Genomic DNA, 23,239 nt, shown 5'->3' with positions numbered 1-23,239 from the left:
TCTTATATATGAATCAGGGATTAATCATTCGCCTGTGTCCGGTCGTACCTAACTCTCCCGAATGTAATCCCCGCTCTTTCCGCCGCTCTTCGAACGAAGCTGCGTTGGTCCGATCACCATATCCTTTTGCAGCGCCTTGCACATATCATAGACGGTAAGCGCGGCGGCGGATACCGCGGTGAGCGCCTCCATCTCCACTCCGGTCTTTCCTTCCGTTTTTACGGTAGCCTCAATATGAAGCTCGTCGACTCCATTGTCTGTGAATGCAAGATTCACCCCGGTCAGCGCCAATGGGTGGCACATCGGAATCCAGTCCGAAGTTCGTTTGGCGCCCTGTATTCCGGCAATTTGAGCCACGGCGAGCACGTCGCCCTTTCCAACCTTGCCTTCCTTGATGGCCAGCAGGGTTGAAGGCAGCATGGTGATCGTCGTTTCCGCAACTGCGATACGCACCGTGGACTCCTTGCCGGAGACATCTACCATACGGGCTCTTCCCTGTTCGTTAAAATGAGTCATCTTGCCTTGGACTTCTGCCGAATCCATTATGTTCTTCACTACTTTCCTTCTATATATATGGTACCGGTTGCCGTAAACAGCATATCCAGTCTAAAATCATGTTCTTCCATGGGAATGAGGCCCGAAACAATTTGCTCCCGGAAGGCAAGCGCAGCTTTTAGCGCAAAACCCGTTCGCTTGGCTTCCCTTTCGCTCCAAGTCGCCCACTCGGCCATAAAGCGGTCGTAATAACCTCCGCCAAAGCCGATCCTGCCTCCCCACCGATCATAAGCCAAGCCTGGGACTATGGCCAGATCAATCTCACCGTAGCGGCTGGCAGGCCATATAGGGACTTCCTCTCCCGGCTCAAGAATACCCCAGGTTCCGGGTGCAAGATCCTCTTCTCCACCGATACGATGCAGCGTCATGATACCGTCTCCGGTCACTCTCGGAACCAGGACTGTATCGCCCCGTTCCAGGCAACTCCTCAGAAGCGGGCGAGTATCCGGTTCATCGCGGAACGACAAAAATGTAAACACCGTCAGCCCGGAGTCTCGCTTATTCCGAAGCGGTCCGATCACTTCATGTTCCGCATGCATACAGGCAGCAAGCGATTGCGCACTCCGGGACTCCCCGGAGATCTCGGAACGAACTCGGGACATCTCCGCTCTAAGCTCTCTTTTGCTTTCCCCGATGCTCATGCGATAACTCCTTTTCCGCCTTAGGGACGGGACATGCTATACCTTTCCTTAGTGTATCATTGTTGAGGCAAAATGAAAACTGAACCGGACACTTCAAACCCTTGCCCTACAGGAATGAGCGGTGCATTTGAACGTTATTTCATGTACACTGTTCATAGAGAGGGAGTTATATAGGAGGATCGAAATTGATATGCTGCTTCAAGCTACTGATATTACTAAATTATACGGCGTAACCACTATACTCGGAGGAATCGGACTTCAGGTTCTTGAACGGGACCGGATCGGTCTCGTCGGCGTGAACGGCGCCGGGAAGTCGACCCTGCTGCAAATATTGGCGGGTGAGCTGACTCCGGACGGCGGACAAATATTCAAAGCTAAAGAAACGCGGGTCGGTTATCTGGCGCAAAATAGCGGCTTGCAATCGGACCGTACCATTTGGGAGGAAATGCTCGATGTTTTCTCCGATCTGACGGAAACGGAACAGGAGCTCCGGCGGATGGAAATTCAGATCGCCGATCCGGGCTTGGCCCATGACGATAAAGCTTACCAGGATTTACTGACACGCTATGCAATAAAATCAGATTGGTTCAAGGATCAAGGCGGCTATGAAATCGAAACCCGCATCCGCAGCGTACTTCATGGTATGGGGTTCGGCTCTTTTTCGCCGGACACCGTGATTTCCACGCTGAGCGGCGGGCAGAAAACCCGGCTGGCCCTGGCACGGATCCTGCTTCAGGCTCCGGATCTGCTCATGCTCGACGAACCGACCAACCACCTGGACATTCAGACGCTGACCTGGCTGGAGGATTATCTGCGCAACTATTCCGGCGCCTTGCTTGTCGTCTCTCATGACCGCTACTTCCTGGACCGGCTCGTTACGGCAATTGTCGAAATCGAGCGGCATCAATCCCGCAGATACACCGGTAACTATAGCCGTTATATCGAACTGAAGGCTGCGGAGTACGAGAGCCAAATGAAGCTATACGAGAAACAGCAGGATGAAATCGCCCGAATGGAGACTTTTATTCAGAAAAATATCGTCCGGGCCTCAACCACGAAACGTGCGCAGAGCCGCCGGAAAGCCCTAGAGAAGATGGACGTCATGGACCGTCCGTTAGGAGATCTGAAGAAGGCCAGCTTTTCCTTCGAAGCAGAAATCACAAGCGGTAAAGATGTACTTCAAGTCGATGGGTTGAGTTATGCCTTTGAGCCCGGGTCATCTCCTTTATTCAAGAACGTGTCTTTCAGCCTGCGGCGCGGAGAAACGGTTGCCCTGATCGGACCGAACGGAATCGGAAAATCCACGCTGTTGAAAATATTGACCGGAGATCTGAAGCCGACCGCCGGCTCGATCACCTGGGGAACCAAGGTCAAGGTTGGTTATTATGACCAGGAACAAAGTCATTTAAACCCGCAAAACACCGTGCTTGAGGAAGTCTGGAACGCCTTTCCCCATATGGAAGAGGCCCGAATCCGCAGCGTGCTGGGCAACTTTTTGTTCAGCGGTGAGGATGTGCTCAAGAAAATCTCTGCCTTAAGCGGCGGGGAAAAAGCCCGAATCGCCCTTTCCAAGCTGATGCTGCAAAAAGCTAACGTCCTGATCCTAGACGAACCGACCAACCATCTGGATCTGTTCAGCAAGGAAGTGCTGGAATCGGCGCTGATTGATTATGACGGAACCTTGCTCTTCATATCTCATGACCGTTATTTCCTGAACAAGATGGCGGAACGCATTGAGGAGCTTCATCCCGGCGGTGCCGAACATTTCCTGGGTAATTATGACGATTACTTGGCGAAAAAACAGGAACTGCAGGAGCTGGCCGCGGAACAGGCAAACAGTGAAGCCTCGAAACCGGGTCCCCAGGATCGAAGTTCCGTTGAGGAGGCTTCAACCGGAAAGACGGGGGCCGCCAATTATGAAGCGGATAAACAAGCTAAGCGTCAGGAACGGGCTCGTCTCCGGAGACTGGAACAGCTGGAAGAGACCATCGCCCGGCTGGAGGGCGAAATCGCCAATCTAGAAGCGGAATTAATGCTCCCGGAAATATATCAGGACTATACTGCCCTTCAGGAGCGCCAATCGGTAATTGACAGTAACAAATTAGAATTGTCCTCGGCTTATGAGGAATGGGAATCCCTTGCCGCAGAATAATTCTCAAAAAAAATTCAAATTCTTTATAATCTCTTTATACACATCGTTATCCACAGTGTTGAAGATGCATTTCCAAAAAAAGCGACCCTTGAGGTCGTTTTTTTCGGGCTTTTTTTGAAATTGTAGAATTTATCCACTAGGTTATGCACATTATCCACATTTTTCAGAAAATAATGACTCGATTTTCGGAATCCGTCTTCATCCGTTGTCAGGCAAGCTTTCAAGCATTTTTCATACAATAGCCTTTCAAATTGCGGTTAATATTGTCCACATCTTGACAGGCCCCCTATTTTACCCCATTCCCAAATGATTGTTCGCTTCGCAGGAAATTTCCCAGGCCCTTAGTTCATAGTTCTCAGTTCCTGATTTCACGAACGGGTCACGCTCCGCCAAAGCTTTGGCTTCTTCCAAATCGGCGGCCTGAATAATGAGCATCCCTCCGGGAACATCGACAAAGGGTCCGCACATTACCAGTTTTCCCATCGATTGTAATTCCCTTAAATAGGCGACATGACTGCGGATTAACTCCTCATTGAAGCTCCTTCCCGGATTCATCGAAAGTAAAATCACATACTTCACAAAAGATTGATTTTCCGTTGAATTCTCCATCGATTTCACGTCCCTCGTTTCTCGTACTAATTTCCCACAAGGCGGATCAAACCCATTAGCTGATGAATTTCCCCAAGGATTCCATTCAAATTACCTATTGTCATTTCAACAAAAAAATACAATTATCTCTATAGGAATTCAATCAAATCCTGTAAAAAAAAGGAGAGTATGAAATGAAGCTGATAAAAATTGTCTCCCTGACGGCGTTAGGGGCTAGTTTATCTTTTGTAGGAGGATGCCAGTTGTTTGGCGTCGCTGAAAGTTCATCATCCTCTTCCGCGCCCTCTTTTCAAGAATCCTCTTTGCCGGGCGGTGGTTTAGCGTTCCCGCAAAATGAACGGATTCATCTGTCGACGGATCAAAAGTGGGTCGCTTCCGAAGGTCATCTGTCCGATCTCATCCGGCTGCAATGGACCGCGGAACGGGCCAAGCCGGCTATCTCATGGGCCGATGAAAAAGGAAACGACAAAACGGCTATCGTCTCACATGACAAAGCAAACAATCCGGAACAACATGACCACAAGCATATATCATTCGAAACTACGATGTCTCCCGACGGGGAGAACAAAGACCAGTTGTTTACGCGCTTTGAAATTCCTTACGACACCGATGTAGCGGAGATACGCACCCACTCTTCCAACTTCAACGTCATGGACGGCATTCTCAGAGTAGCCGCTGAAGGCAATCGGGATATCCAATTTGCCAAAACGGGCAAGGACAATGCGACCACTCCGCTTTGGAGCCTGCGTACAAACAGCGGGGAAAAAGGCGGGAATAGCGGCGCTGATTTCAACATTATCCGTTATGACGATAAAGGTGAAGCCATTGAGAGTGCAGTGACCGTAAGTCGCAGCGACGGCAACGTCGGCATTGGAACCAATGCCCCCGAGAGCAAACTTGACGTCGCCGGCGACAGCATACGCATCCGGGAATCGAAGACTCCCGAATCGGCCAATTCTCCGGGCAACCAGGGGGATATCGCCTGGGACGAAAACTATATGTACATCTGCGTAGCGAAAGACACCTGGAAGCGGACCGAGCTTAAGTCATGGTAATGCCATCCCCGCTGCCGTCCTCAAGCTCATAGAAATTCCTTGCGGACGGGAGCAGCGTTACGATTTGAATCGCCAGACCAAGCATCATGTAAACAAGGTGAATCACTGCTGTCTCTTTGATAATATAGAGCTGCACCATAATCCAAATAATCAAAGCAAATGCCGTATATAGGGAGAACGTCCAGGACCAGTGCATGGGCCTGAATAAATTGAGCCTCTCTCCCAGCGACCACGCTTGCCGGCGAAGCAGTGACACCATAATTCCCAGCGGGCCGATCCCCAGTACGAGCAGCAGAATCATTCCGGGGAACAAAAAGTCGGAAAAGAGCGGGATCTTCATCATTTCCGTCGGCATTCCGAGCAACTGCCCGCTGGGATCTATAATTAAAGCCCCCCCTCCAAACACTGCCCCTATTCCTAAAAAGCCCTGCAATGCAATCAGCAGCTTCACGGAGAACGGCATTTTCCTTGCTTCAACCATCTGCAACATCCCCTCGTTTCAAGTTGTGAAATTCATCACTAATTAATATAAAAAAAGATGAAACCCGCTGGTGGCCTCATCTTCGTTGTTATTCCTACTTTACCATAGGATAATCCCGCATGATACTGATTTATTGCTTAGCTTGAACGTGATCGGCAACACGGGTAGAATATACAGAAAACCCGGCTCTTATCAGCCGTACTGAAAGTGGGGCTTTACCTGCTATGACCTGCAAAGCATTTAATAGCATCACCGAACTCGTCGGCAATACTCCGGCGGTCAAGTTGGGACGTATGACCGGAGAACAAGACGCCGATGTTTATGTCAAACTGGAGTATTTCAATCCTAGCGGCAGCGTGAAGGACCGCGCCGCTTCTCATATGATCGCCGAGGCGGAGAAAGCGGGCCTTCTCCAGCCGGGGGCCACAATAATTGAGCCGACCAGCGGCAATACTGGTATCGGGCTTGCGATGAATGCTGCGGCGAAGGGATATAAAGCGATCCTGGTCATGCCCGACAACATGACCCTGGAGCGGATCAACCTCCTTAAAGCCTACGGCGCGGAGGTCGTATTAACTCCTGCAGCTCTGCGTATGCCCGGCTCGATCGAGAAAGCGCTGGAGCTTCAATCGCAAATTCCGGGCAGCTTCATCCCCCAGCAGTTTCAAAACCCGGCGAATCCGGATGTCCACCGGCTGACCACGGGTCCGGAAATTATCTCGCAAATGGATGGCAGACTGGATGCATTTGTCGCCACCTCCGGAACCGGCGGCACGATAACCGGCACCGGTGAATATTTGCGTGAACATTTGCCGGAGATCCAAATCGTCGTTGTCGAACCGAAAGGCTCCCCTGTCCTGTCGGGGGGACAACCCGGTCCACACAAGCTGGTAGGCACCAGTCCCGGTTTTATTCCTCCCATTCTGAATACGGGAGTTTACGACGAAATCGTCCAGGTTGAAGATAAGGACGCTCTCGACACCGCGCGTCGGCTTGCCGCTCTGGAAGGCATCCTCGTCGGCCCGTCATCAGGTGCGTCGGTCTGGACGGCGATGCAGCTGGCCCGGAAACTCGGTAAAGGAAAGCGGATATTATGCATCGCTCCGGACACCGGCGAAAGATACCTGAGCATGGGTCTATTCGATTAACCGATAAACGGGCGCTTCAGGACTTTATTTTCTCGTATGCGTCATCCATTCTGCGGCGTAATCAACCAGTGCCTTTTGCGGCATTAACATGGCGGGTGCGCCTGCGATGCAGCCTCGCAGCACTTTGCCCGTATCCCGTTCAAAGTCGGCACCGATCTTCTCAAAATCTTCGGAGTCGATTTCAATGTCACGGAACTTGACCCATTGCCGCTCACCCTGGAGGATCATTGGCGCACTGCTGCTGATTTCTTTTTTTCCGGGAAAATCAGCACGGTATTCAGCCAAATGAAGCGAGGTATTGCTGGCATGGCCTACGCCAAGCAGCAGGACCCAGCCTTCCGTTTCATAGATCCTGGCCAGCGGAGACTGCTCCCCAAGCCCGTAATCCAAGCCGTGGTGATCGGTAATGAAATCGGCATGAATTCCTCTTGCGGCAAAAGAGACATGCGGATGTCCGCTCCGTTTCACGCCGCTCTGCTTGCGGAACAATTCCGGAATGACGCCCATATGCCACAGTGGCGTTAAGTCCGGATCATAGGGCGGCATCTGCTCCCGGATCGTGTCCCACCACTCGGTCGGGACGGGAGGGTTCTCCCATCCGCTCGGATCGCTCAGATCGTTCGAATGCGTCGGAACAACGAGCGTTCCAGTATCGCCTATGGCTTGTTCCAATGCCAGAATCATTGCGACCGGTCCCCCGGCCACCCATTGTCCGAGCGACTTAAAGGAAGAATGGACGAGCAGCGTCATCCCTTCCCTTACGCCAAGGGCGGTAAGATCGGACCGCAGCGTTTCCACAGTAATAAGTTTTCCTTGCATAAGTTCCATGTACAGCTTCCCCTTTTCTCTATCTACTTCTTCTAACTTAAGCCTGTTCCCCGTATGAAGATGGCAAACCGTCCAGACTTACGGCATTTTTCTGCTGCCGGTATTCATCCAGTCCCGCCTCTCCCTTGTTCTCCGCCCATTGGATCAAGGTGTTCCGGTCTCCCTCGTATTGGAACAGCGGAACACCGAAGCCGCAGGAGGTTTGAACCTCGTAAACGGAAATATGGATCATTTGACGCGCACCCTGGAGCGGGGGGAAATATCCCTCAAGCTTCTCCCATTCCTCATTGCCGGGAAGAATAACCCGTCCTTTCCCGTACAACCGTAATATGAGCGGCTGGCCTTCAAACGCAGCGAACATCAGCGTTATTCTTCCATTCTCCGCCAAATGCGCCGCCGTTTCGTTGCCGCTCCCGGTCAAATCCAGATACACCGCCTCCGATTCCGAAAGAATTCGCAGCGAATCGTATCCCTTCGGCGACAGGTTCACATGCCCCTCCCCGCTGAGAGGTGCGGAACCCACAAAAAATATATGCTGCTTGGAGATGAACTCTATATGCTGAGGCAGCATGGCCGCAAATCTTTTTCCCATCAGGTTCCCTCCCAAATATCTCTTAGTCCCTCCGGCTTCGCATTCCGTTCAACACTTGGATGCTCCCATCGGCCGATTCCGTAAAGCGCTTGTATTCGTGAGAATCCATGCCGTAGATGGCAATTTTCCCATTCTCGTCGTAATGGACACCCCAACCGTACTTCTTGGGCAGCGCGGATGCACGAAGGCAGGCGTGTTTTTTGGAGAACAAATCGTCCCTGATTTCCTGCTCGCGCTCCTGAATTACTTCCGCTGAAATCTGTTTGTGCCGGATATGCGTCTCAAATAATAACGCAGGATAGTCAAATTTATAAGGATGTTCGGTCAGCAGTTCATATTGAATTACATGAACCGGCTTGCTCTCTTTTGCCGATACTGGGACGATGCCTGTTTCAGCAGGACAGTCCGGGGAAACCCGGATAAACGTATTTGTATAACTCATTCGCCAACTCCCTCTCGTATTCCGGATTCAAGCAAAGGCTCATACATCATCAGAGCATGATTCTCCGTCACATACTCATCCCTGACCAATTCACCCTCTAAGTTAAAGACGCGCCGAAATATCAGATTATGCCGGATATGCCCGCCCCAATACTCCCGGGTAATCCTGTGCGCTTGCTCATATACCTCATAGCGGTGCAGCGGTCGGTTGACCGATCTTAGCTCGCCTATCAGATCATGTTCCGATACATGTACAAGAATCTGAATCGGAGCATCCGTCGGGTTATACAGCTGAAGATCCAAATAATTATAAGAGCAGGTTGCTCCGCTTCCGAAGGGCTGGGTTCGGCCCGAATCCGGAAACACGTCGTAGCTATGGCGATGTCTCTCCCTGACTTCCAGAGAAGAATGAAGCGCCATCCAATAAAGCAGATTGGTTAGCTGGCATAGCCCGCCTCCAACTCCCTGCTTGTATTTTCCGTAATGCAGCACCATTCCCGGCACGTATCCTTTCCTGCGCGTGGGCTTGCCAACTAATCTCCAAAAGGAAAAGGTTTCACCGGGCTGGATGATTACTCCGTTAATCCGCTGGACGGCAAGCTTCAAATTAACAATCTTGTTATGCTGAAGCTGCATATCCACATCCTTGAGCTGACGCAGCAAAATCGTTTGGTGACCCGCCAACTTGTGGGGAAGAGACTCCTTCTCCCGGATTCTGGAGATCTTTTGACCATCAACCCACCATGTCCAGTAACGTCTCAAGCGATAATATTTTGTTCCCAGCCATACTCTTGTCTTGGATCTCGGGATTGGCTTCAAAGGGATCCCCCCAAATACAATTTCTTGCCAAATTGACGTCGCAGTTACCAATATTATACTCAGTTTTCGCAATCCTGCACATTTAACCTGAGACAGGTTGTTCATAAGCAATCTTTTGATCACATAGTGCATCCAGTTGCGTATCCGACATTGAAGCTTGAGAGTTTCCTATCATCTTATACAGTAAATTGTGACTTGCGGGAGGGTTTTGGAATGTTTTGCCGAATTAGTAGCTTTGGTGCTGAAAACAAATGTCTTTTGGCCTATTTTTCAAAGATTTTGTCATACTCGGGAGGATCGCATGAAATTCGGATTCAAGCCTGCAAACAGGAAATTTACAATACTTGTCGTACCTGAGGGCGCAAGCCCCGTATTCCGGTTTAGAACGCGTTTGGCTCTGCTATTGTCCCTATTGGTCTCGGCAATAGTCGTAATCGGGCTGGTACTGGTCCTTATCGTGGCGAACCAGAGCCATTCCAGCCGGATAGTAGCTTTGGAGACGGAGCTATCCTCGTCAAAGGATTATTATGAAAGTACAGTCGATGACAAGGAACAAGCCATTGATACATTGCTTACAGAGCTGCTCGATCTATCGGAGAAATCCAAAACCATTGAGTCGAGAATGCTCGAGCTGGAACAGCTGGAGGCGGAGTTGAAAGCTATTACAAATGGCAATCGGCAAACCGGAGGACTTGCTCCTACCGTGGCCGTAGCTGCGGATAGTCCCGGAGAAGCTTATGAACAGAAAGGCGGGGTTGGCGGCGAATCTATTCCTTTGAGCGAAGAAGATGTGCTTGCCTTAATAAACGAGACGAAGGACAGCATCGCGGCTTCCTTAAATGAAATGCCCGATTTGCAATCAAGGCTGGAGCAGACCAAGATCAACGTGGAAAAGTACAAGGAAATGATGAGAATTTTGCCGACCTATTGGCCTACGGATTCCGCACGGGTCACTTCCCAATTCGGGAAACGCAGCGATCCGTTTAGCGGCAGACTTACGGTTCACAGCGGTCTCGATATCGGCGGGCAAACCGGGGATCCGATCTTCGCAGCTGCCGACGGTACGGTCACGGATACCGGATACAGCTCCGCGCGCGGCAATTATGCTACGATCAAACATCCATCAGGCCTGCAAACCATCTATATGCATATGAAAAAAACGATCGCAGCCAAAGGCGATGTTGTTAAACAGGGGGATAAAATCGGGCTGCTCGGCTCAACGGGAAGAAGCACAGGTCCGCATCTCCATATCGAGGTCATTAAGGGCGGAGTTACCGTCGATCCCTTAATCTATCTAACTATTCCCGGAGAGGATGAAAATCAGTAATGTTCAAGAATAAAACCGCCGTAAAGCTCGATCCGAATACCACCGATACCTTGGTTGGGGAGGGCAGTACATTCGAGGGGAAGATCATCTCGGGCGCCAGCATCCGAATTGAAGGACAGGTTATCGGAGATATCGACTGCGAGGGGGACGTAACCGTCGGGGAAAAGGGAATGATCCGTTCCGACACGATTATCGCCAGAAACATCATTATCGCAGGTACCGTAAACGGCAACGTTCAGGCCAAGCAGAAGCTGACCATCACCGCCAAAGGCAAGCTGTACGGCAACCTTTCCGCCGCCTCTCTCTCGATTGAGGAAGGAAGCGTCTTCGAAGGGACAAGCCGAATGGAGGGCGCCCAAGATCCCTCCTCTGCATCGGTTCAGACGATAACGCTTGCGGACAAGCAATCCGCCGCGATAGCAGAGAAATAGGGCTGAAACTGATTAAGCACAATAAAGGCCGCATCCCGGAATATCATGGACAGCATATGTCTCATGACCCTTCCCGGGAAGCGGCCTTGTTGCAGCTTATCCTATTGATCTTCCTTAACCGACCATGACTCCAAAGAGAGGGACGGTTCCGCTTTGAGTTCCAGATTCGAAAACTCGCCGTTCTTCCATTTCAGATAAGCGGCCGCACCAATCATCGCCGCATTATCGGTGCAATAGTTCAGCGGCGGAATCGACAGCGGAATCCCTTCCTTGTCGCAGCGCTGGCTCAAAGCCGCGCGCAGACCGCGGTTGGCGGCCACCCCGCCGCAGAGCAGTAGCTGGACGGCTCCGGTTGATTTAACCGCACGGATCGCCTTTTCAACGACCACATCGATGACGGATTCCTGGAATCCGCGAGCAATCGCGGCTTCGAATCCTTCCTCCCCGCGCATCCGGTGCCGGTTCACCGCATTCAGCACGGCGGACTTCAGCCCGCTGAAGCTGAAATCATAGGAATCCTGCTCCAGCCAGGCGCGCGGAAGCTCCTCCGCCTCATCCGACTCCATCGCAAGTTTATCGACATGCGGTCCTCCGGGATAAGGGAATCCCAGCGCCCGGGCGACTTTGTCATAAGCTTCGCCTACGGCGTCGTCCCGGGTGCGGCCGATCAGTTCGAAACGCCCCTCACGCTCCATATGCACCAGCTCCGTATGTCCGCCGGACACGACCAGAGCCAGGCAAGGATAATGAATCTCGCCCACTAGGCGGTTCGCGTAAATATGTCCGGCGATATGATGGGTGCCGATCAGCGGCTTGTCCAACGCAAAAGCAAGACTCTTGGCGGCCATAATGCCGACGAGCAGCGCTCCGACCAGACCGGGGCCTTCGGTTACCGCTACAGCGGACAACTGACCTGGAGATATCCCGGCCTGTTTCACCGCCTCCTCCAGCATCAACGTAATACTCTCAACGTGTTTGCGGGAAGCCACCTCCGGAACGACGCCCCCAAACGCTTTATGGGTTTCGATCTGGCTGGCGATCAGATTGGACAGCACCTCGGTTCCGTTCTTGACAACGGCGGCCGAAGTCTCGTCACAGCTGGTCTCCACCGCAAGTATATAGCAATCCTGATTCAGCAATTTTGTTCGCTTCCTTCCTCTTCTCCGCTCCCGTTTTCTAATTCCGGCAGCTCACACCACATGATGATAGCATCCTCATTATTATCCGAATAATAGCCCTTGCGTACACCGGCAGGAACAAACCCCAGTTTGGCATACAGCGATTGAGCCACCCGGTTGGTGGCCCGTACCTCGAGGGTCATGCGCTCCATACCCAGTTCCATGGCCCATTCCATAATCCGCCGAAGCAGCAGTTCTCCCAAATGCCGTCCGCGGTAAGCGGTCCGGACAGCGATATTCGTAATATGCGCTTCATCCACAATCGTCCACATCCCGGCATAACCGACCGGTTGGCCGTCGACATCCAGGATCATATAACGGGCGAAATGGTTTAACGTCAACTCATTGCGAAAAGCTTCTTCACTCCACGGCAGCGTAAAAGATTCATGCTCGATGACCATAATATCCGGAATATCTTCCAGCTTCATCGTCCGAAACTGCACGCGCCCGGCATCTGCCTCTCTCCACATGTCCATCGCCGTTCCCCCTATCGCTCGCGCAGCCGCTTGGCTTCGGCCTCGGCCAGCTGGGTGTAGTTCGGCTCCAACGCATGCACATCGTCTCCGCCGCGCAGACCGGCCCGGCGGGTGCCGGTCAATCCGATCCAGGTCCCCTCAAGCTCATAGGGGATCAGATGCAGCGCATCGCCGAGCAAGGGGCGAAGCGCCTCCGCCGCAGGCTCATGCAGCGCCGTTTCGCCCACAAACCATACGCCGGAGGGACGATCCTCCGGCGCGAGCGCCTCCAGCAGGCCGGACAGCTGCTCCGTCCAGACCGACATGAGCCGGATTCCATCCGGCTCGAGACGCTCCGGCATCATGCCGGCCTCCGCGCCGAACAGCGCGGTATACGCTTGCCCGCGCCGCGCGTCTACCAGCGGGACAATCCAGTGCCCGCTGCCGCCGCTTGAGCCTTCCTTCGCTTGAGGCTCGCGTGTGCTGTCAGCCGCCTGGCCTGGAGCATCTTCCCGCAGAGTTCCGCTTGGCCCGGCGCTAAGCGCACGGCCCAGCTCGGCCGCATCCTGCGCCGTTCCCCGGGCCCATCCGCCCAAGGCGATCGCCTCCAGGCTCGAGACGCCATATACCGGCAGGCTCAGCGCCCAAGCCAGCGTTTTCGCCGTTGTAACGGCGATCCGGGCGCCGGTATAAGAGCCCGGACCTACCCCGACGGCGATCCCGTCCAGCTCCGCCTTAGCGACTCCCGCAGCGGCCAAAGCTTCCCCGATCGCTTCAACCAGATAAGCCGAATGGTTCCGCTCGGCGTGAATATTGCGCTCAGCCAGCACTTTGCCGTTCTCCATAACCGCTACCGCCAGGGAAGAGGTTGATGTATCAAACGCCAAAATCCGCCCCTGCGCCCGGTCTCCATTCCGTTCATGTTCTTGGTTCATATTCAAAGGACTCCATTCTCTCTCAAGGTGTTGATCCAGGCCTCATAAGGCTGTCCGCAGCCTTTTAAATAAAAGGTACGCTCCGTCCCCTCGCCCGATTCTATGTAAATGTACAGCACTTCCGGGGGCAAAAGGTCTTCAATAATGCTCGCCCATTCCACCAAGGTAACGCCACGGCCGTAAAAATATTCATCCAGCCCAAGCTCCTCGGCTTCCTCCAGCGACAACCGGTACACATCCATATGATAAAAAGGCAGCCTGCCCTCATATTCCTTAATCAGCGTGAACGTCGGACTGTTGACCGTATCCTTCACTTCCAAATGTTTGGCGAACCGCTGCGAAAAGGCCGTCTTCCCCGCCCCAAGGTCACCATCCAATGCGATCACCGTTCCGGGAGAGGAATTTCCGGCCAAATAAGCGGCTAGCTTGTCCGTATCGTCCAGATCGGCCGCCTTAAATGCATAACCTGAAGATGCTTTATCAAAAATCCATTCCATGGGTACCCTTCCTTCATGTCCAACAAACGTATGTCCCCATTATATCGGTCCGTCCCGGCACCCGCAACACGGAAGCGTTCCTCCGTCTGCTATCCCGCACCTATGAACCCAGGCGGCTCTATAGTTTATTAAAATAGTTTTTTATCCATACTAATGAGAAAAGGCAACCGGCAGCATCCGCTGTCCGGCGAAAGGAGTCCACCGACAGATGCATACGGTTTGGAAAGGGGCAATCAGCTTCGGGCTTGTCCATGTTCCGGTCAAAATGTTCTCCGCTACCGAGGACAAAGATATTTCCATGAAATATATCCATAAGGAATGCGGCAGCCCGATCTCTTATGTCCGGCGCTGTCCGTCCTGCGACGTGGATGTGAATTGGGAGGAAATTTCCCGCGGCTACGAATACGAAAAGGGAAAATACGTCCTGTTTGAAAAAGAGGAGCTGGAGCAGTTGTCCGCCAGATCCGAAAGAACGATCACCATTCTTGATTTTGTGGACCTGAAAGACATCGACCCGATCTATTTTCAAAAAACGTACTATTTATCGCCCGACCAGGCCGGATCAAACGCCTACCAGCTCCTGCTGGAGGCAATGAAGCAATCGGGGAAGATCGGTATCGCGAAAATCGCCATCCGTTCCAAAAGCAGTCTGGCGGCGATTCGCGTCATGGAGGGGTGCCTCGCGGTTGAAACGATATTCTATCCGGATGAAATCCGCCCGATCAGCCAGGTGCCGAATCTCCCCGAGAACATCACGATCAACGACAAGGAACTGACGATGGCTAAGTTGCTCATCGAACAGCTGTCCACCCCGTTTGAGCCGGAAAAATACAATGATGATTATAGGGACAATCTCCTGCAGTTGATCGAGCAAAAGGTTGCCGGGGAAGAAATCAGCCTGGCACCGGCCAAGCCGGAGAACAATGTGATCGATCTGATGGCCGCGCTCCAGGCCAGTATCGAGGCGGTCAAGCCCGTGGCGGCCATTACGACCGATCCCGGCCCAAGCAAAGCCAAACGGACCCGGGGTGCCTCGGCGGCTTCGGGAAGCGGCGGCAAAAAAGGAAAAGCCGCTGCGGGTGCAGCAGCGGGGACCGGTGCGGACACCGAAACCGGGAGAGCCGGTGCTAAATCTGGATCCGGGGCAAATGATGCCGGTACAAGTGCAGCGGAAACCGTCACCGTTCCGAAACCCAAACGCAAGAGCACTAAGACCGCGAAAAAGACGATTTCCTGACCTCGACCCTGACCCGTTAAATGCTTTGCGCCAAAACACAAGCCTCCGGCGGCATATTGCTCCATCCCTGAATGACGGGATGCCGCATCGTGCCCCCGGGGGTCCACTCCAAAAACTGCACCTTTACGGTAAGCTGCGGCTTAACCCACTCCGCCCCCTTGATCCGCTCGGGAGTATTGATAAACGGACGTCCGGATATCCGCAACTGGGGCACCATTTCCGTCAACCGGGTCCATTCTCCGATCTTCCATTTACCCGTGCCCGCATGGCCAATGTATATAAACCTTCCTTCAGCATCATACACGCCCAGCAGCAGCGCATTCACCCTGCCGTCCCGGTAGGTAACTCCCCCTATTGCCGCATGCAGGTCATGAGCCAGCTTGAGCTTGCACCAGCGCCCGTCCTTTCCGCCGATCCGGTATGTACTGTCCAGTTGCTTGCAAACAATCCCTTCCCAGCCCTGCTGTTTCATCACCGCGAACAGACTTTCGGCCTCCGCCACATTAGGGACGAGTTGAAGTCTCTCATACGGGGTGATGATCTCCCGCAAAAGCTGCTGCCTTTCGTTCAGCGGACGATCGGTAACCCACTCTCCATCGCAATATAAAATATCGAATATCATATATATTGCCGGAACCCGCGAAACCGCAAAGCGGATTTCCTGGTCCCGCCGCAAGCTGTCGCGCCGCATCACTTCATGAAACGAAGGCTTCCCGCCGGCGATCGCAATCATTTCTCCATCCAGGATCACCGAGTTCGCGCTGCAATAAGCCGGAACATCGGTAAATTCCGGGTACTGCTTGGTCCGGTCATTCCCCTTCCGGTTAATCAGACGAACCTCTCGTCCATCATAATAGGTAAGCATCCGGACTCCGTCCCATTTTACCTGTGCAATCCACTGGTCGCCCGTTGGAATGTCATGGGCCCGGACCGGTTCAAACGGAATTACCGGCTCCAATTCCATGTGCTGCCCCTCCTTTGCCGGATGTATCTTTTCCAAGTCTACCCCTAGCAATGGATCGTCATTCCGGGCAAGACTTATAGTTTTATCGAATCGGGCAAGGATAATATGGAAGGGAGGAGGTTCTTAATGCCCCGCAGTATCAAAGGAAGTATTGTTATTGAAGGCGAAGAGGTACCCGTGAGCAACCCCGACAAGCTGCTTTGGCCGGAGGCCGGGATCACCAAAATGATGTATTTGCAAAAACTCGCGGAGCTTTCGCCTTTTTTGCTGCGTTATTGCCGGAACCGGCTGTTGACGACGATCCGCTACCCCGGGGGAATTCATAGCAAGTTTTTCTATCAAAAAAACGCCCCGGATCCCCTGCCTCCATTCGTTCAGACCTCCGTCCATGACGGCATCCGGTATGTAGTGCTGGATAGTCTGCCCGCGCTGCTTTGGCTCGGAAATCTGGCGGCGATCGAATTTCACCCGTCGCTCCATTATGTCGGCGAACAACTGCCTTGCGAATGGATGATCGACCTGGATCCTTCCTTGGAGGAGGAGCCCCGGATCATGGAGGCCGCATTCTATGTAGGGGAAATCCTCGGCTCCCTGGGCCTGTCTTCCGTTCCGAAGACGTCGGGGGCGACGGGCGTACAGATCATTGTTCCGATCCAATACGGCGTTACGTTCGATGACCTCCGTCTGATCGGCCATTTCGTAGCCCGCTACGTGACGGAAAAACACCCCGGCCTCTTTACGATAGAGCGGCTTAAAAAGGACCGGGGCGACAAAATTTATTTCGATTATCTTCAGCATTATGCGGGAAAGACGCTTGCCGCGCCTTATACTCCCCGAGCTCGTCAGGCTGCCAGCGTCTCCACTCCGCTAACTTGGGAAGAAGTGCAGCGCAGTCCGGCTCCGTCCGACTATCATCTCCTCAATATCGGCGACCGCTTAAAAGAAAAAGGCGATTTGCTTGAGACGGTTGCTCCGCAATCCGTTGAGATGATCCTGCAGCATTTGCGGCAGCCGGGCGGGAAGAAGTAGCCCGCCGCGGCGCGCAATCCTGCGCGCCACCCTTACAGCAGAGGGGAAAGCAGTCTGGCCAGCATTTCCGCCCCTTTTTGCCGGCGGGAACGCCGGGCAAATTCCCGCGGCACGATCATGCGGCTATCCGTCAAATCCTCTTCAAAATCCCGCGACAGCCGGGAAATGGAATTCCGGTCAAACAGCAATGCCGTCATCTCGAAATTGTAGAAAAAGCTGCGCATATCCATGTTGGCCGTACCGACCGAAGCGAGCAGATCGTCCACGATCAGCACTTTGGCATGTACAAAACCTTTGGTGTATTCATAAAATTGGACGCCCGCCTGCATCAGTTCCTCCACGTAAGAGAGCGAGGCCAGCTTTACCAGTCGGCTGTCGGATTGATAAGGAATAATCACCTTGACCTCAACCCCGCTGACCGCCGCAGTCTTTAGCCCGGCATAAATGCTGGGATCGGGAATAAAGTACGGCGATGTAATCCAGATCCGCCGCTTGGCAACGGAAATGGCGCCAAAGCACATTTCCTGAAGCGCATTCCAATGCTGGTCCGGGCCGCTGGTCAAAATTTGGACCTGCTCATTCCCCCGGCAGCTGTGCTCCGGGAACAGCTCCGGATCGCTAACACGTTGTCCCGAGGCAAGCCTCCAGTCTCCGAGGAACGTATTTTGCAGGAAGTAAACGGCATCCCCTTTGATCTGCAGATGCGTATCGCGCCAATAGCCCATTTTTTCATACAGACCAAGATAGTCGTCTCCTACATTCAGTCCGCCCACAAATCCGACGGTTCCGTCGATTACGATAATCTTCCGGTGATTTCTGTAGTTCACGCGCCGGTCCAAGGTCGCGATCAACGGCGGTAAAAAGAAAAACACCTCTACCCCAGCCTCTTCGAGCTTCCGTACGAATGAACGCGGCAGTTTATAGCTTCCGAGACCGTCGCAAATCAGCCGGACTTGTACTCCTTCCCGCGCTTTCCGAATCATCATTTCCTGGAACTGCGTGCCGATACCGTCGTTTCGGAAAATATAAAATTCGATATGTATATGATCCTTGGCTTTTTCCATCTCCGACAGCATGGCATGAAAGGCTTTTTCGCCATTATTAAATACCTGCGTCTCATTACAACCCGTAATCGGGCTTTCGGAAAGATGGGTCAACAGGCTGAACAATCGTTCATGGCCCTCAAATTCCCGGTTGTGCATCTCTCCGATATCATTTACGATCTCCGACTGCTGCCAAAGCCGGGCCTTCATCTCCTGAAACAAACGAGATCCTCGGCGGCGCAGCTTTCTCCGCTTCTTGTAGTCCTGGGCCACGAAATAATAGAGAATAAACCCGACCAGTGGAACCGCGAAGAGGATGAACATCCAGGCAATCGCCTTGCTGGGACTGCGGAATTCCAGCACAAGAATCGTAGCGATCTGAAAAATAAAAGCAAACAAAACTATAACCAGCCAAGCCATTACCCTCACCCTTCCCTTCAATCAGCATTAACCATCCTGCTAAGAAATTATTCATCAGGGGCACAGACAGATATATCAGACAAGACACTTTTTTTGACATGATTTAAGAGTCATAGGAATAGATAAATTATAGAAAGCTTGCATTTGCGATCTCATATTGAGAGGAAAGGAGACGCCATGAAAACCGCCAGCATAGGCTTACCCAACCCCCATCGGATGACCTTGCTCGTCCTCCGGGATGCGAACCAGCCCGTCAAACAGCTCCATGTATCCAAGCCGCTGGTTATAGCCGTTCCGCTGATCGCCCTGTTATCTATCTCCGGCCTTATTATCAGCCTGCAAATTCAGTCCAGTCAAACGATCAGCAAGCTGGAGAAGCAGATTCAGAGCCAGGACCTTCGTTTTGAAGCCGTCGTAACCGACAAAGATGCTGCGATCGAACGTCTGCAGAACGAAGTCATCGCTCTATCCGGGCAGTCCCAGGAGATGATGAACCGGATGGAACGGGTAACCGAGCTTGAAACCGAGCTGCAAAAGTTCATCGACAAATACGGGGGCGGCGAGGAACTCGGAAGGTTGTCCTCCATGTCATTGGACGAGGATGATTCGCTTGGAGTCGGCGGCGAATTTATCGCGGTTCACGAGAACGAAATCGAACAATTGGCCTTGGATACGAAGGATCAATTTACGGAAATGAGCGCTTTGCTTGATGAAATGGAGAAGAACGTGCCGGTCACCCTAAAAAAAGCCAGGCAAACCCAATATACGCTCTCGGGCACCCCTACGGAATGGCCGACATTGTCCAAGCGCTTGACTTCCAACTTCGGCTATCGTACCGATCCGTTCACGGGACGGGCCTCTTTTCATGCCGGGGTCGATATTGCCGGAAAAATCGGAGACCCCGTCTACGCGGCCGGAGCCGGCAAGGTGATCACCGCCGCCAAAGACAGTTCCCACGGCAAATACATCGTCGTTGAACATCCCGGAGGTCTTCAGAGCTGGTATCTTCATCTCAGCAAAATCAGCATTTCCGAAGGGGATACCGTGACCAAGGGACAACGAATAGGCAGTTTGGGCAACACGGGCCGCAGCACCGGGCCGCACCTGCATTTCGAGATCGTCAAGCAGGAAAAGGCCGTAGATCCGTTACCTTATTTGGAGTAGAGTAGACCAATTAATATTACCAAGTTGATGGAGGATGAAATCGCTTATGTTCAAGGATAATAAATCGCCGGTAGGCACGGACACGCTTATCGGCCAGGGCAGCTCTGCCGAAGGACGGCTCGAATGCGAAGCCAATCTCCGGATCGAGGGAAAATTCAACGGAGAAATCGAATGTGTAGGTCAGGTCATTGTCGGGGAAACCGGTGAAGCCAGGTCCAACATCATAGGCGCCGACATCGTGGTAGCCGGAAAAGTTATCGGTGATATTATCAGCCACGGACGTCTGACGATTACCGGAAGCGGTCAGGTTGACGGGAATGTCAACGTCGCCAAGCTGGTTATTGTGGAAGGCGGACTGCTGAACGGCTCCAGCCAAATGGAGAAGACCTCTCCCGCCGTGCTTCCCGTTAAGGAAGGCAAAGTGAAGTCCTCCAAAAAGTCGGCGCGTCCTGAAGCGGGGTAATCACTGTGAACCTGATAAAATAAGTTCCCGCCTGCTCTTTGGAGCGAACGGGAACTTTTTGTTTCGGATGACGATTAGATTAGGATAGACTAGGCTGCAACATCTCTCTTTTTGAAAACAAACCAGGCAATGAGGAGGAACGCCAGCACATACCCGGTAAGCACGGCGGCCGAGAAGCCCAGCGTCATCCCTGCAGGTCCGACCTGCCCGCCCCGGTATTGGCCCAGGTCCATGTTGACGAACAGCATATATTTAGCCCAAGCATATCGTGTTGGATGAAACAGCATCGTAAAGATATTGCCCGCAAACAAGATGAACATTGACAAGCCGATCGCAAGGCCGCTCGTGCGAAATACCGTCGACACCATAAACGCAAAGATCGTAATTACGAGCAGATCGATATAATTGTAGAGCAAATCCTCCATGATATAGCCGAGTGGCCCTCCCGAGCCTTTGGGGAACACGCCGGACTGAATATCCGGAAACAACAGAAACGAAACAGCCATATTTGCCAGGAGATAGACCGCCGACATCGCCAGCGTAAACAGCAATACGGCCAACAGCTTGGATACCAATATTTTGGTCCGTGTCCATGGCCGGACAAGCAGCAATTTAATTGTGCCCCAAGTAAATTCCGCGGCCACGATATCGGCAGCAACGACTACCGAGAAAATCGAGACCAGAAAATAAAGGAACGACAATTGATCCACCGCGTCCCAGGCTCCTATCGGGGAAGAGGAACTCCCCATGTAAAACAGCACTCCGAACAGCATCATCAACAGCACCAGAATGGCGAACATGATCCAGGTCCGCAATCGGCGGTATATTTTCATGTTTTCATTTTGGACCAGCTTCAGAAAATCACCCAATATGCCCGCCTCCCGTCATTTCCAAAAATTGATCCTCCAGCGAACGGGTTACCACACGAATGCCGTATACCGATATACCCGCCATGACCAGCTTGGCGTTAATCGCCGCTGCCGCACTCCGGTCGACGGCGACGATCAGGCTGCTGCCTTCGATCCGCCCCGCTCCGATCAATTCCAGCGCTTGGGCCGGATGATCCACATCGAACGCCGTTTCACGCTGCCCGTCCGCGGGAGCGTCTCCGTGGTTCAACTCCTTTACGTCGATCAGCCGGCCTTGTTGAATGACCGCGACTGTATCGCACATGAGCTCCATCTCGGACAAAAGATGACTGGACACGAATACCGTCGTCCCCTCCTCCTTCGCCAAAATCCTCAGGTAATCACGAAGTTCACGGATACCTTGCGGATCCAGCCCGTTCGTGGGCTCGTCCAGCACAAGCAGCTTGGGCCGGTGCAGGATCGCTTGGGCCACGCCAAGGCGCTGCCGCATCCCGAGAGAATACGTCTTAACCTTGTCGTGAATGCGATGCTGCATTCCCACGCGCTCTACCGCCTCCATAATTCTCTCGCGGGTAATCCCCGGCGACATCCGGGCGTAATGCACCATATTTTGATACCCGGTTAAAAATTTGTACATTTCCGGATTCTCGACGATCGCCCCGACATGGGAAACCGCCCGTTCAAAATCACTCTTTATGCTCGAGCCCTGAATCAGGATATCGCCTTGCGTTATCGACATCAATCCGACCATCATCCGGATCGTCGTCGTTTTTCCGGACCCGTTCGGTCCCAAAAATCCGTACACCTGACCCGGCGGAATATCGAGCGTCAAGTTATCGATCAGCGTCTTGGAGCCGATCTTTTTGCTGACGCCCTGTATCCGGACCACAGGTTCCTGTACCATACCTCCACTCTCCTAACCATACGCCCGCCTGTTTCGGCGTTTTCCCTATTTTACCATAGGTAGGTGGCGGGGACGAAACTGCACTTGGGAAGGGGGGAGAAGTAAATGGAGGAGGCTTGAGTTGAAGAGAATAGATTCGAGTAGGATGGGTTAGATTCGAGCAGAACGGAACAACTTAATAAGTGCTCCTGGAAATATATTGGAAAGAAAGTTGTAGAGTGTTATAATTTAGCAGACGAAGAACGTCCTTTGACCAAGTTGGTGAAAGGGCGTTTTTTTATTACAGGAAGAGGTGTAGAAGATGAATTTTGAAGAGGCTCATCGGGCTATGCTGGAAAGTCATATCGCTCGCCGAACAGGTGAAAGAAGAGGAAGATTGATTCGGGGACATAGCTATGCAGAGAAACTTATGCTGCAAAATGTATGGTGGCCACTTTTCGGGACATTCGAAAATTTACATCCGGAATACGAGATGTATGACTGGAACAGAAAATCACAATTTCTCGACTTCGCCTTCCTTCCCCCGTTCGGTAAATTCGGGTTGGAATGCGACGGCTTTCAAAGCCACGTCAAAGACATGGACCGGGAGAAATTCTGTTACTCTCTTAATCGTGACACTTTTCTAACCGGAATGGGATGGAAGATGATTCATTTTGCTTTTGATGATATACAGAACCGCCCTGAAGTATGCCGGATGCTGCTCCAACTGGTCATCAGCCCCCATATTATACGTGTCGAAGCCTCGCAAACACTACATCCTATGGAGAAGGAAATCCTTCGGATGGCCTGGAGTTTGGGCAGAAAGATTCGTCCGAAGGATGTAACTTCACTAATGCACTTAGACTTTCGTACAGCACGCAAATGGCTTAGATCCCTAGCTGAAAAGGGTCTATTAAATCCTATACGTCACACCCATAATGGACCTGTCAACTACTATGAACTAGAGACTAGTACATACTCCTATTTAGGCTAGCTTTAGTTAATATGAGTTACATTTTGGAT

General features: G+C 52.4%; 26 protein-coding genes. 10 read left to right on the top strand and 16 right to left on the bottom strand.

Annotated elements, in window-relative coordinates; genetic code table 11:
• Positions 1–48 precede the first annotated feature (48 nt).
• Positions 49–516 carry a cyclic pyranopterin monophosphate synthase MoaC gene (gene moaC, locus KJS57_RS15165; RefSeq protein ID WP_211022165.1) on the bottom strand — a complete coding sequence of 156 codons (468 nt, stop codon included), beginning with the start codon at positions 514–516 and terminating at the stop codon, positions 49–51.
• A gap of 38 nt (positions 517–554) precedes the next feature.
• Positions 555–1,196, bottom strand: coding sequence for a 5-formyltetrahydrofolate cyclo-ligase (locus tag KJS57_RS15160; RefSeq protein WP_213655444.1), 642 nt, complete (start codon positions 1,194–1,196; stop codon positions 555–557).
• Between the two features lie 190 nt (positions 1,197–1,386).
• Between KJS57_RS15160 and KJS57_RS15155 the strand changes: the two genes are divergently transcribed.
• On the top strand, positions 1,387–3,348 hold the full coding sequence (locus tag KJS57_RS15155; protein WP_211021653.1) for an ABC-F family ATP-binding cassette domain-containing protein: 1,962 nt from the start codon (positions 1,387–1,389) through the stop codon (positions 3,346–3,348).
• A 291-nt stretch (positions 3,349–3,639) separates the two neighbouring features.
• On the opposite strand, the gene KJS57_RS15150 is transcribed toward KJS57_RS15155, so the two are convergent.
• A complete protein-coding gene (locus KJS57_RS15150; protein ID WP_211021652.1) occupies positions 3,640–3,957 on the bottom strand; it encodes a YciI family protein in 318 nt (105 codons plus the stop codon).
• A gap of 173 nt (positions 3,958–4,130) precedes the next feature.
• Here KJS57_RS15150 and KJS57_RS15145 point away from each other — a divergent pair, with 173 nt between their 5' ends.
• Complete coding sequence (locus tag KJS57_RS15145) at positions 4,131–5,012, top strand: hypothetical protein (protein WP_211021651.1); 882 nt, start codon at positions 4,131–4,133, stop codon at positions 5,010–5,012.
• Here KJS57_RS15145 and KJS57_RS15140 read toward each other — a convergent pair.
• Entirely contained in the window at positions 4,999–5,493 is a 495-nt protein-coding gene (locus KJS57_RS15140) for a hypothetical protein (RefSeq protein ID WP_244861574.1), read from the bottom strand. The two genes, KJS57_RS15145 and KJS57_RS15140, sit on opposite strands and share 14 nt — an antisense overlap.
• Positions 5,494–5,717: 224 nt before the next feature.
• Between KJS57_RS15140 and cysK the strand changes: the two genes are divergently transcribed.
• Complete coding sequence (gene cysK / locus KJS57_RS15135) at positions 5,718–6,641, top strand: cysteine synthase A (RefSeq protein WP_213655443.1); 924 nt, start codon at positions 5,718–5,720, stop codon at positions 6,639–6,641.
• A 24-nt stretch (positions 6,642–6,665) separates the two neighbouring features.
• Here the strand turns inward: cysK and KJS57_RS15130 are convergent, their stop codons facing one another.
• The 4 genes from KJS57_RS15130 to KJS57_RS15115 are packed head-to-tail and all read right to left on the bottom strand — an operon-like array spanning position 6,666 to position 9,321.
• Positions 6,666–7,469 (bottom strand): AAC(3) family N-acetyltransferase, encoded by an 804-nt coding sequence (locus KJS57_RS15130; RefSeq protein WP_213655442.1) that lies wholly within the window; start codon positions 7,467–7,469, stop codon positions 6,666–6,668.
• A gap of 37 nt (positions 7,470–7,506) precedes the next feature.
• Positions 7,507–8,061: a pyridoxamine 5'-phosphate oxidase family protein gene (locus KJS57_RS15125; protein WP_213655441.1), complete on the bottom strand. Its 555-nt coding sequence runs from the start codon at positions 8,059–8,061 to the stop codon at positions 7,507–7,509.
• A gap of 22 nt (positions 8,062–8,083) precedes the next feature.
• Entirely contained in the window at positions 8,084–8,503 is a 420-nt protein-coding gene (locus KJS57_RS15120) for a DUF6157 family protein (RefSeq protein WP_213655440.1), read from the bottom strand.
• Positions 8,500–9,321: a VanW family protein gene (locus KJS57_RS15115; RefSeq protein ID WP_244861573.1), complete on the bottom strand. Its 822-nt coding sequence runs from the start codon at positions 9,319–9,321 to the stop codon at positions 8,500–8,502. Before KJS57_RS15115 ends, KJS57_RS15120 begins: the two co-directional genes overlap by 4 nt.
• Before the next feature lie 301 nt (positions 9,322–9,622).
• Here KJS57_RS15115 and KJS57_RS15110 point away from each other — a divergent pair, with 301 nt between their 5' ends.
• Together KJS57_RS15110 and KJS57_RS15105 are read left to right on the top strand one after the other, a co-directional pair.
• Complete coding sequence (locus KJS57_RS15110) at positions 9,623–10,648, top strand: M23 family metallopeptidase (protein ID WP_213655439.1); 1,026 nt, start codon at positions 9,623–9,625, stop codon at positions 10,646–10,648.
• Entirely contained in the window at positions 10,648–11,079 is a 432-nt protein-coding gene (locus tag KJS57_RS15105) for a bactofilin family protein (RefSeq protein ID WP_213655438.1), read from the top strand. The genes KJS57_RS15110 and KJS57_RS15105 overlap by 1 nt, the downstream gene beginning before the upstream one ends.
• A 101-nt stretch (positions 11,080–11,180) precedes the next feature.
• On the opposite strand, the gene tsaD is transcribed toward KJS57_RS15105, so the two are convergent.
• From tsaD to tsaE, 4 genes are read right to left on the bottom strand one after another with little or no spacing between them, the layout of a single operon-like run.
• The gene (gene tsaD, locus KJS57_RS15100; protein WP_213655437.1) at positions 11,181–12,218 is read right to left on the bottom strand and encodes a tRNA (adenosine(37)-N6)-threonylcarbamoyltransferase complex transferase subunit TsaD; all 1,038 of its coding nucleotides are present in this window, start codon (positions 12,216–12,218) and stop codon (positions 11,181–11,183) included.
• Positions 12,212–12,727, bottom strand: coding sequence for a ribosomal protein S18-alanine N-acetyltransferase (gene rimI / locus KJS57_RS15095; RefSeq protein ID WP_373316826.1), 516 nt, complete (start codon positions 12,725–12,727; stop codon positions 12,212–12,214). The genes tsaD and rimI overlap by 7 nt, the downstream gene beginning before the upstream one ends.
• Positions 12,728–12,744: 17 nt before the next feature.
• A complete protein-coding gene (gene tsaB, locus KJS57_RS15090) occupies positions 12,745–13,647 on the bottom strand; it encodes a tRNA (adenosine(37)-N6)-threonylcarbamoyltransferase complex dimerization subunit type 1 TsaB (protein ID WP_213655436.1) in 903 nt (300 codons plus the stop codon).
• Between the two features lie 2 nt (positions 13,648–13,649).
• Positions 13,650–14,144 (bottom strand): tRNA (adenosine(37)-N6)-threonylcarbamoyltransferase complex ATPase subunit type 1 TsaE, encoded by a 495-nt coding sequence (tsaE, locus tag KJS57_RS15085; protein WP_213655435.1) that lies wholly within the window; start codon positions 14,142–14,144, stop codon positions 13,650–13,652.
• A gap of 208 nt (positions 14,145–14,352) precedes the next feature.
• On the opposite strand from tsaE, the gene ku reads away from it, so the two are divergent.
• A complete protein-coding gene (gene ku, locus KJS57_RS15080) occupies positions 14,353–15,381 on the top strand; it encodes a non-homologous end joining protein Ku (protein ID WP_213655434.1) in 1,029 nt (342 codons plus the stop codon).
• A 16-nt stretch (positions 15,382–15,397) separates the two neighbouring features.
• On the opposite strand, the gene KJS57_RS15075 is transcribed toward ku, so the two are convergent.
• On the bottom strand, positions 15,398–16,345 hold the full coding sequence (locus KJS57_RS15075) for an ATP-dependent DNA ligase (protein ID WP_213655433.1): 948 nt from the start codon (positions 16,343–16,345) through the stop codon (positions 15,398–15,400).
• A 126-nt stretch (positions 16,346–16,471) separates the two neighbouring features.
• Here KJS57_RS15075 and ligD point away from each other — a divergent pair, with 126 nt between their 5' ends.
• The gene (gene ligD / locus KJS57_RS15070; RefSeq protein WP_211021638.1) at positions 16,472–17,374 is read left to right on the top strand and encodes a non-homologous end-joining DNA ligase; all 903 of its coding nucleotides are present in this window, start codon (positions 16,472–16,474) and stop codon (positions 17,372–17,374) included.
• A 32-nt stretch (positions 17,375–17,406) separates the two neighbouring features.
• Here the strand turns inward: ligD and cls are convergent, their stop codons facing one another.
• A complete protein-coding gene (gene cls / locus KJS57_RS15065) occupies positions 17,407–18,837 on the bottom strand; it encodes a cardiolipin synthase (protein WP_211021637.1) in 1,431 nt (476 codons plus the stop codon).
• A gap of 177 nt (positions 18,838–19,014) precedes the next feature.
• On the opposite strand from cls, the gene KJS57_RS15060 reads away from it, so the two are divergent.
• Both KJS57_RS15060 and KJS57_RS15055 read left to right on the top strand, forming a co-directional pair.
• Positions 19,015–20,001: a M23 family metallopeptidase gene (locus KJS57_RS15060; protein WP_244861572.1), complete on the top strand. Its 987-nt coding sequence runs from the start codon at positions 19,015–19,017 to the stop codon at positions 19,999–20,001.
• 46 nt (positions 20,002–20,047) lie between these two features.
• Entirely contained in the window at positions 20,048–20,464 is a 417-nt protein-coding gene (locus KJS57_RS15055; protein WP_211021636.1) for a bactofilin family protein, read from the top strand.
• Positions 20,465–20,553: 89 nt separating this feature from the next.
• Here the strand turns inward: KJS57_RS15055 and KJS57_RS15050 are convergent, their stop codons facing one another.
• Both KJS57_RS15050 and KJS57_RS15045 read right to left on the bottom strand, forming a co-directional pair.
• Positions 20,554–21,333, bottom strand: a complete 780-nt coding sequence (locus tag KJS57_RS15050) for an ABC transporter permease (protein ID WP_213655432.1) — start codon at positions 21,331–21,333, stop codon at positions 20,554–20,556.
• On the bottom strand, positions 21,326–22,237 hold the full coding sequence (locus KJS57_RS15045) for an ABC transporter ATP-binding protein (protein ID WP_213655431.1): 912 nt from the start codon (positions 22,235–22,237) through the stop codon (positions 21,326–21,328). Before KJS57_RS15045 ends, KJS57_RS15050 begins: the two co-directional genes overlap by 8 nt.
• Before the next feature lie 301 nt (positions 22,238–22,538).
• Between KJS57_RS15045 and KJS57_RS15040 the strand changes: the two genes are divergently transcribed.
• Positions 22,539–23,210, top strand: coding sequence for a PDDEXK family nuclease (locus KJS57_RS15040; protein ID WP_213655430.1), 672 nt, complete (start codon positions 22,539–22,541; stop codon positions 23,208–23,210).
• The last annotated feature ends 29 nt before the right edge of the window (positions 23,211–23,239 follow it).

Origin of the sequence: Paenibacillus vini, assembly GCF_018403325.1 — a bacterium.
GTDB lineage: Bacteria > Bacillota > Bacilli > Paenibacillales > Paenibacillaceae > Fontibacillus > Fontibacillus vini.
This window is presented reverse-complemented; position numbering and strand designations above follow the sequence as displayed.

Coding starts and splice junctions, on each gene's coding strand:
- moaC (WP_211022165.1), bottom strand. CDS start 516: ATGACTCATTTTAACGAACAGGGAAGAGCCCGTATGGTAGATGTCTCC.
- KJS57_RS15160 (WP_213655444.1), bottom strand. CDS start 1,196: ATGAGCATCGGGGAAAGCAAAAGAGAGCTTAGAGCGGAGATGTCCCGA.
- KJS57_RS15155 (WP_211021653.1), top strand. CDS start 1,387: ATGCTGCTTCAAGCTACTGATATTACTAAATTATACGGCGTAACCACT.
- KJS57_RS15150 (WP_211021652.1), bottom strand. CDS start 3,957: ATGGAGAATTCAACGGAAAATCAATCTTTTGTGAAGTATGTGATTTTA.
- KJS57_RS15145 (WP_211021651.1), top strand. CDS start 4,131: ATGAAGCTGATAAAAATTGTCTCCCTGACGGCGTTAGGGGCTAGTTTA.
- KJS57_RS15140 (WP_244861574.1), bottom strand. CDS start 5,493: ATGGTTGAAGCAAGGAAAATGCCGTTCTCCGTGAAGCTGCTGATTGCA.
- cysK (WP_213655443.1), top strand. CDS start 5,718: ATGACCTGCAAAGCATTTAATAGCATCACCGAACTCGTCGGCAATACT.
- KJS57_RS15130 (WP_213655442.1), bottom strand. CDS start 7,469: ATGGAACTTATGCAAGGAAAACTTATTACTGTGGAAACGCTGCGGTCC.
- KJS57_RS15125 (WP_213655441.1), bottom strand. CDS start 8,061: ATGGGAAAAAGATTTGCGGCCATGCTGCCTCAGCATATAGAGTTCATC.
- KJS57_RS15120 (WP_213655440.1), bottom strand. CDS start 8,503: ATGAGTTATACAAATACGTTTATCCGGGTTTCCCCGGACTGTCCTGCT.
- KJS57_RS15110 (WP_213655439.1), top strand. CDS start 9,623: ATGAAATTCGGATTCAAGCCTGCAAACAGGAAATTTACAATACTTGTC.
- KJS57_RS15105 (WP_213655438.1), top strand. CDS start 10,648: ATGTTCAAGAATAAAACCGCCGTAAAGCTCGATCCGAATACCACCGAT.
- rimI (WP_373316826.1), bottom strand. CDS start 12,727: ATGTGGAGAGAGGCAGATGCCGGGCGCGTGCAGTTTCGGACGATGAAG.
- tsaB (WP_213655436.1), bottom strand. CDS start 13,647: ATGAACCAAGAACATGAACGGAATGGAGACCGGGCGCAGGGGCGGATT.
- tsaE (WP_213655435.1), bottom strand. CDS start 14,144: ATGGAATGGATTTTTGATAAAGCATCTTCAGGTTATGCATTTAAGGCG.
- ku (WP_213655434.1), top strand. CDS start 14,353: ATGCATACGGTTTGGAAAGGGGCAATCAGCTTCGGGCTTGTCCATGTT.
- KJS57_RS15075 (WP_213655433.1), bottom strand. CDS start 16,345: ATGGAATTGGAGCCGGTAATTCCGTTTGAACCGGTCCGGGCCCATGAC.
- ligD (WP_211021638.1), top strand. CDS start 16,472: ATGCCCCGCAGTATCAAAGGAAGTATTGTTATTGAAGGCGAAGAGGTA.
- cls (WP_211021637.1), bottom strand. CDS start 18,837: ATGGCTTGGCTGGTTATAGTTTTGTTTGCTTTTATTTTTCAGATCGCT.
- KJS57_RS15060 (WP_244861572.1), top strand. CDS start 19,015: ATGAAAACCGCCAGCATAGGCTTACCCAACCCCCATCGGATGACCTTG.
- KJS57_RS15055 (WP_211021636.1), top strand. CDS start 20,048: ATGTTCAAGGATAATAAATCGCCGGTAGGCACGGACACGCTTATCGGC.
- KJS57_RS15045 (WP_213655431.1), bottom strand. CDS start 22,237: ATGGTACAGGAACCTGTGGTCCGGATACAGGGCGTCAGCAAAAAGATC.
- KJS57_RS15040 (WP_213655430.1), top strand. CDS start 22,539: ATGAATTTTGAAGAGGCTCATCGGGCTATGCTGGAAAGTCATATCGCT.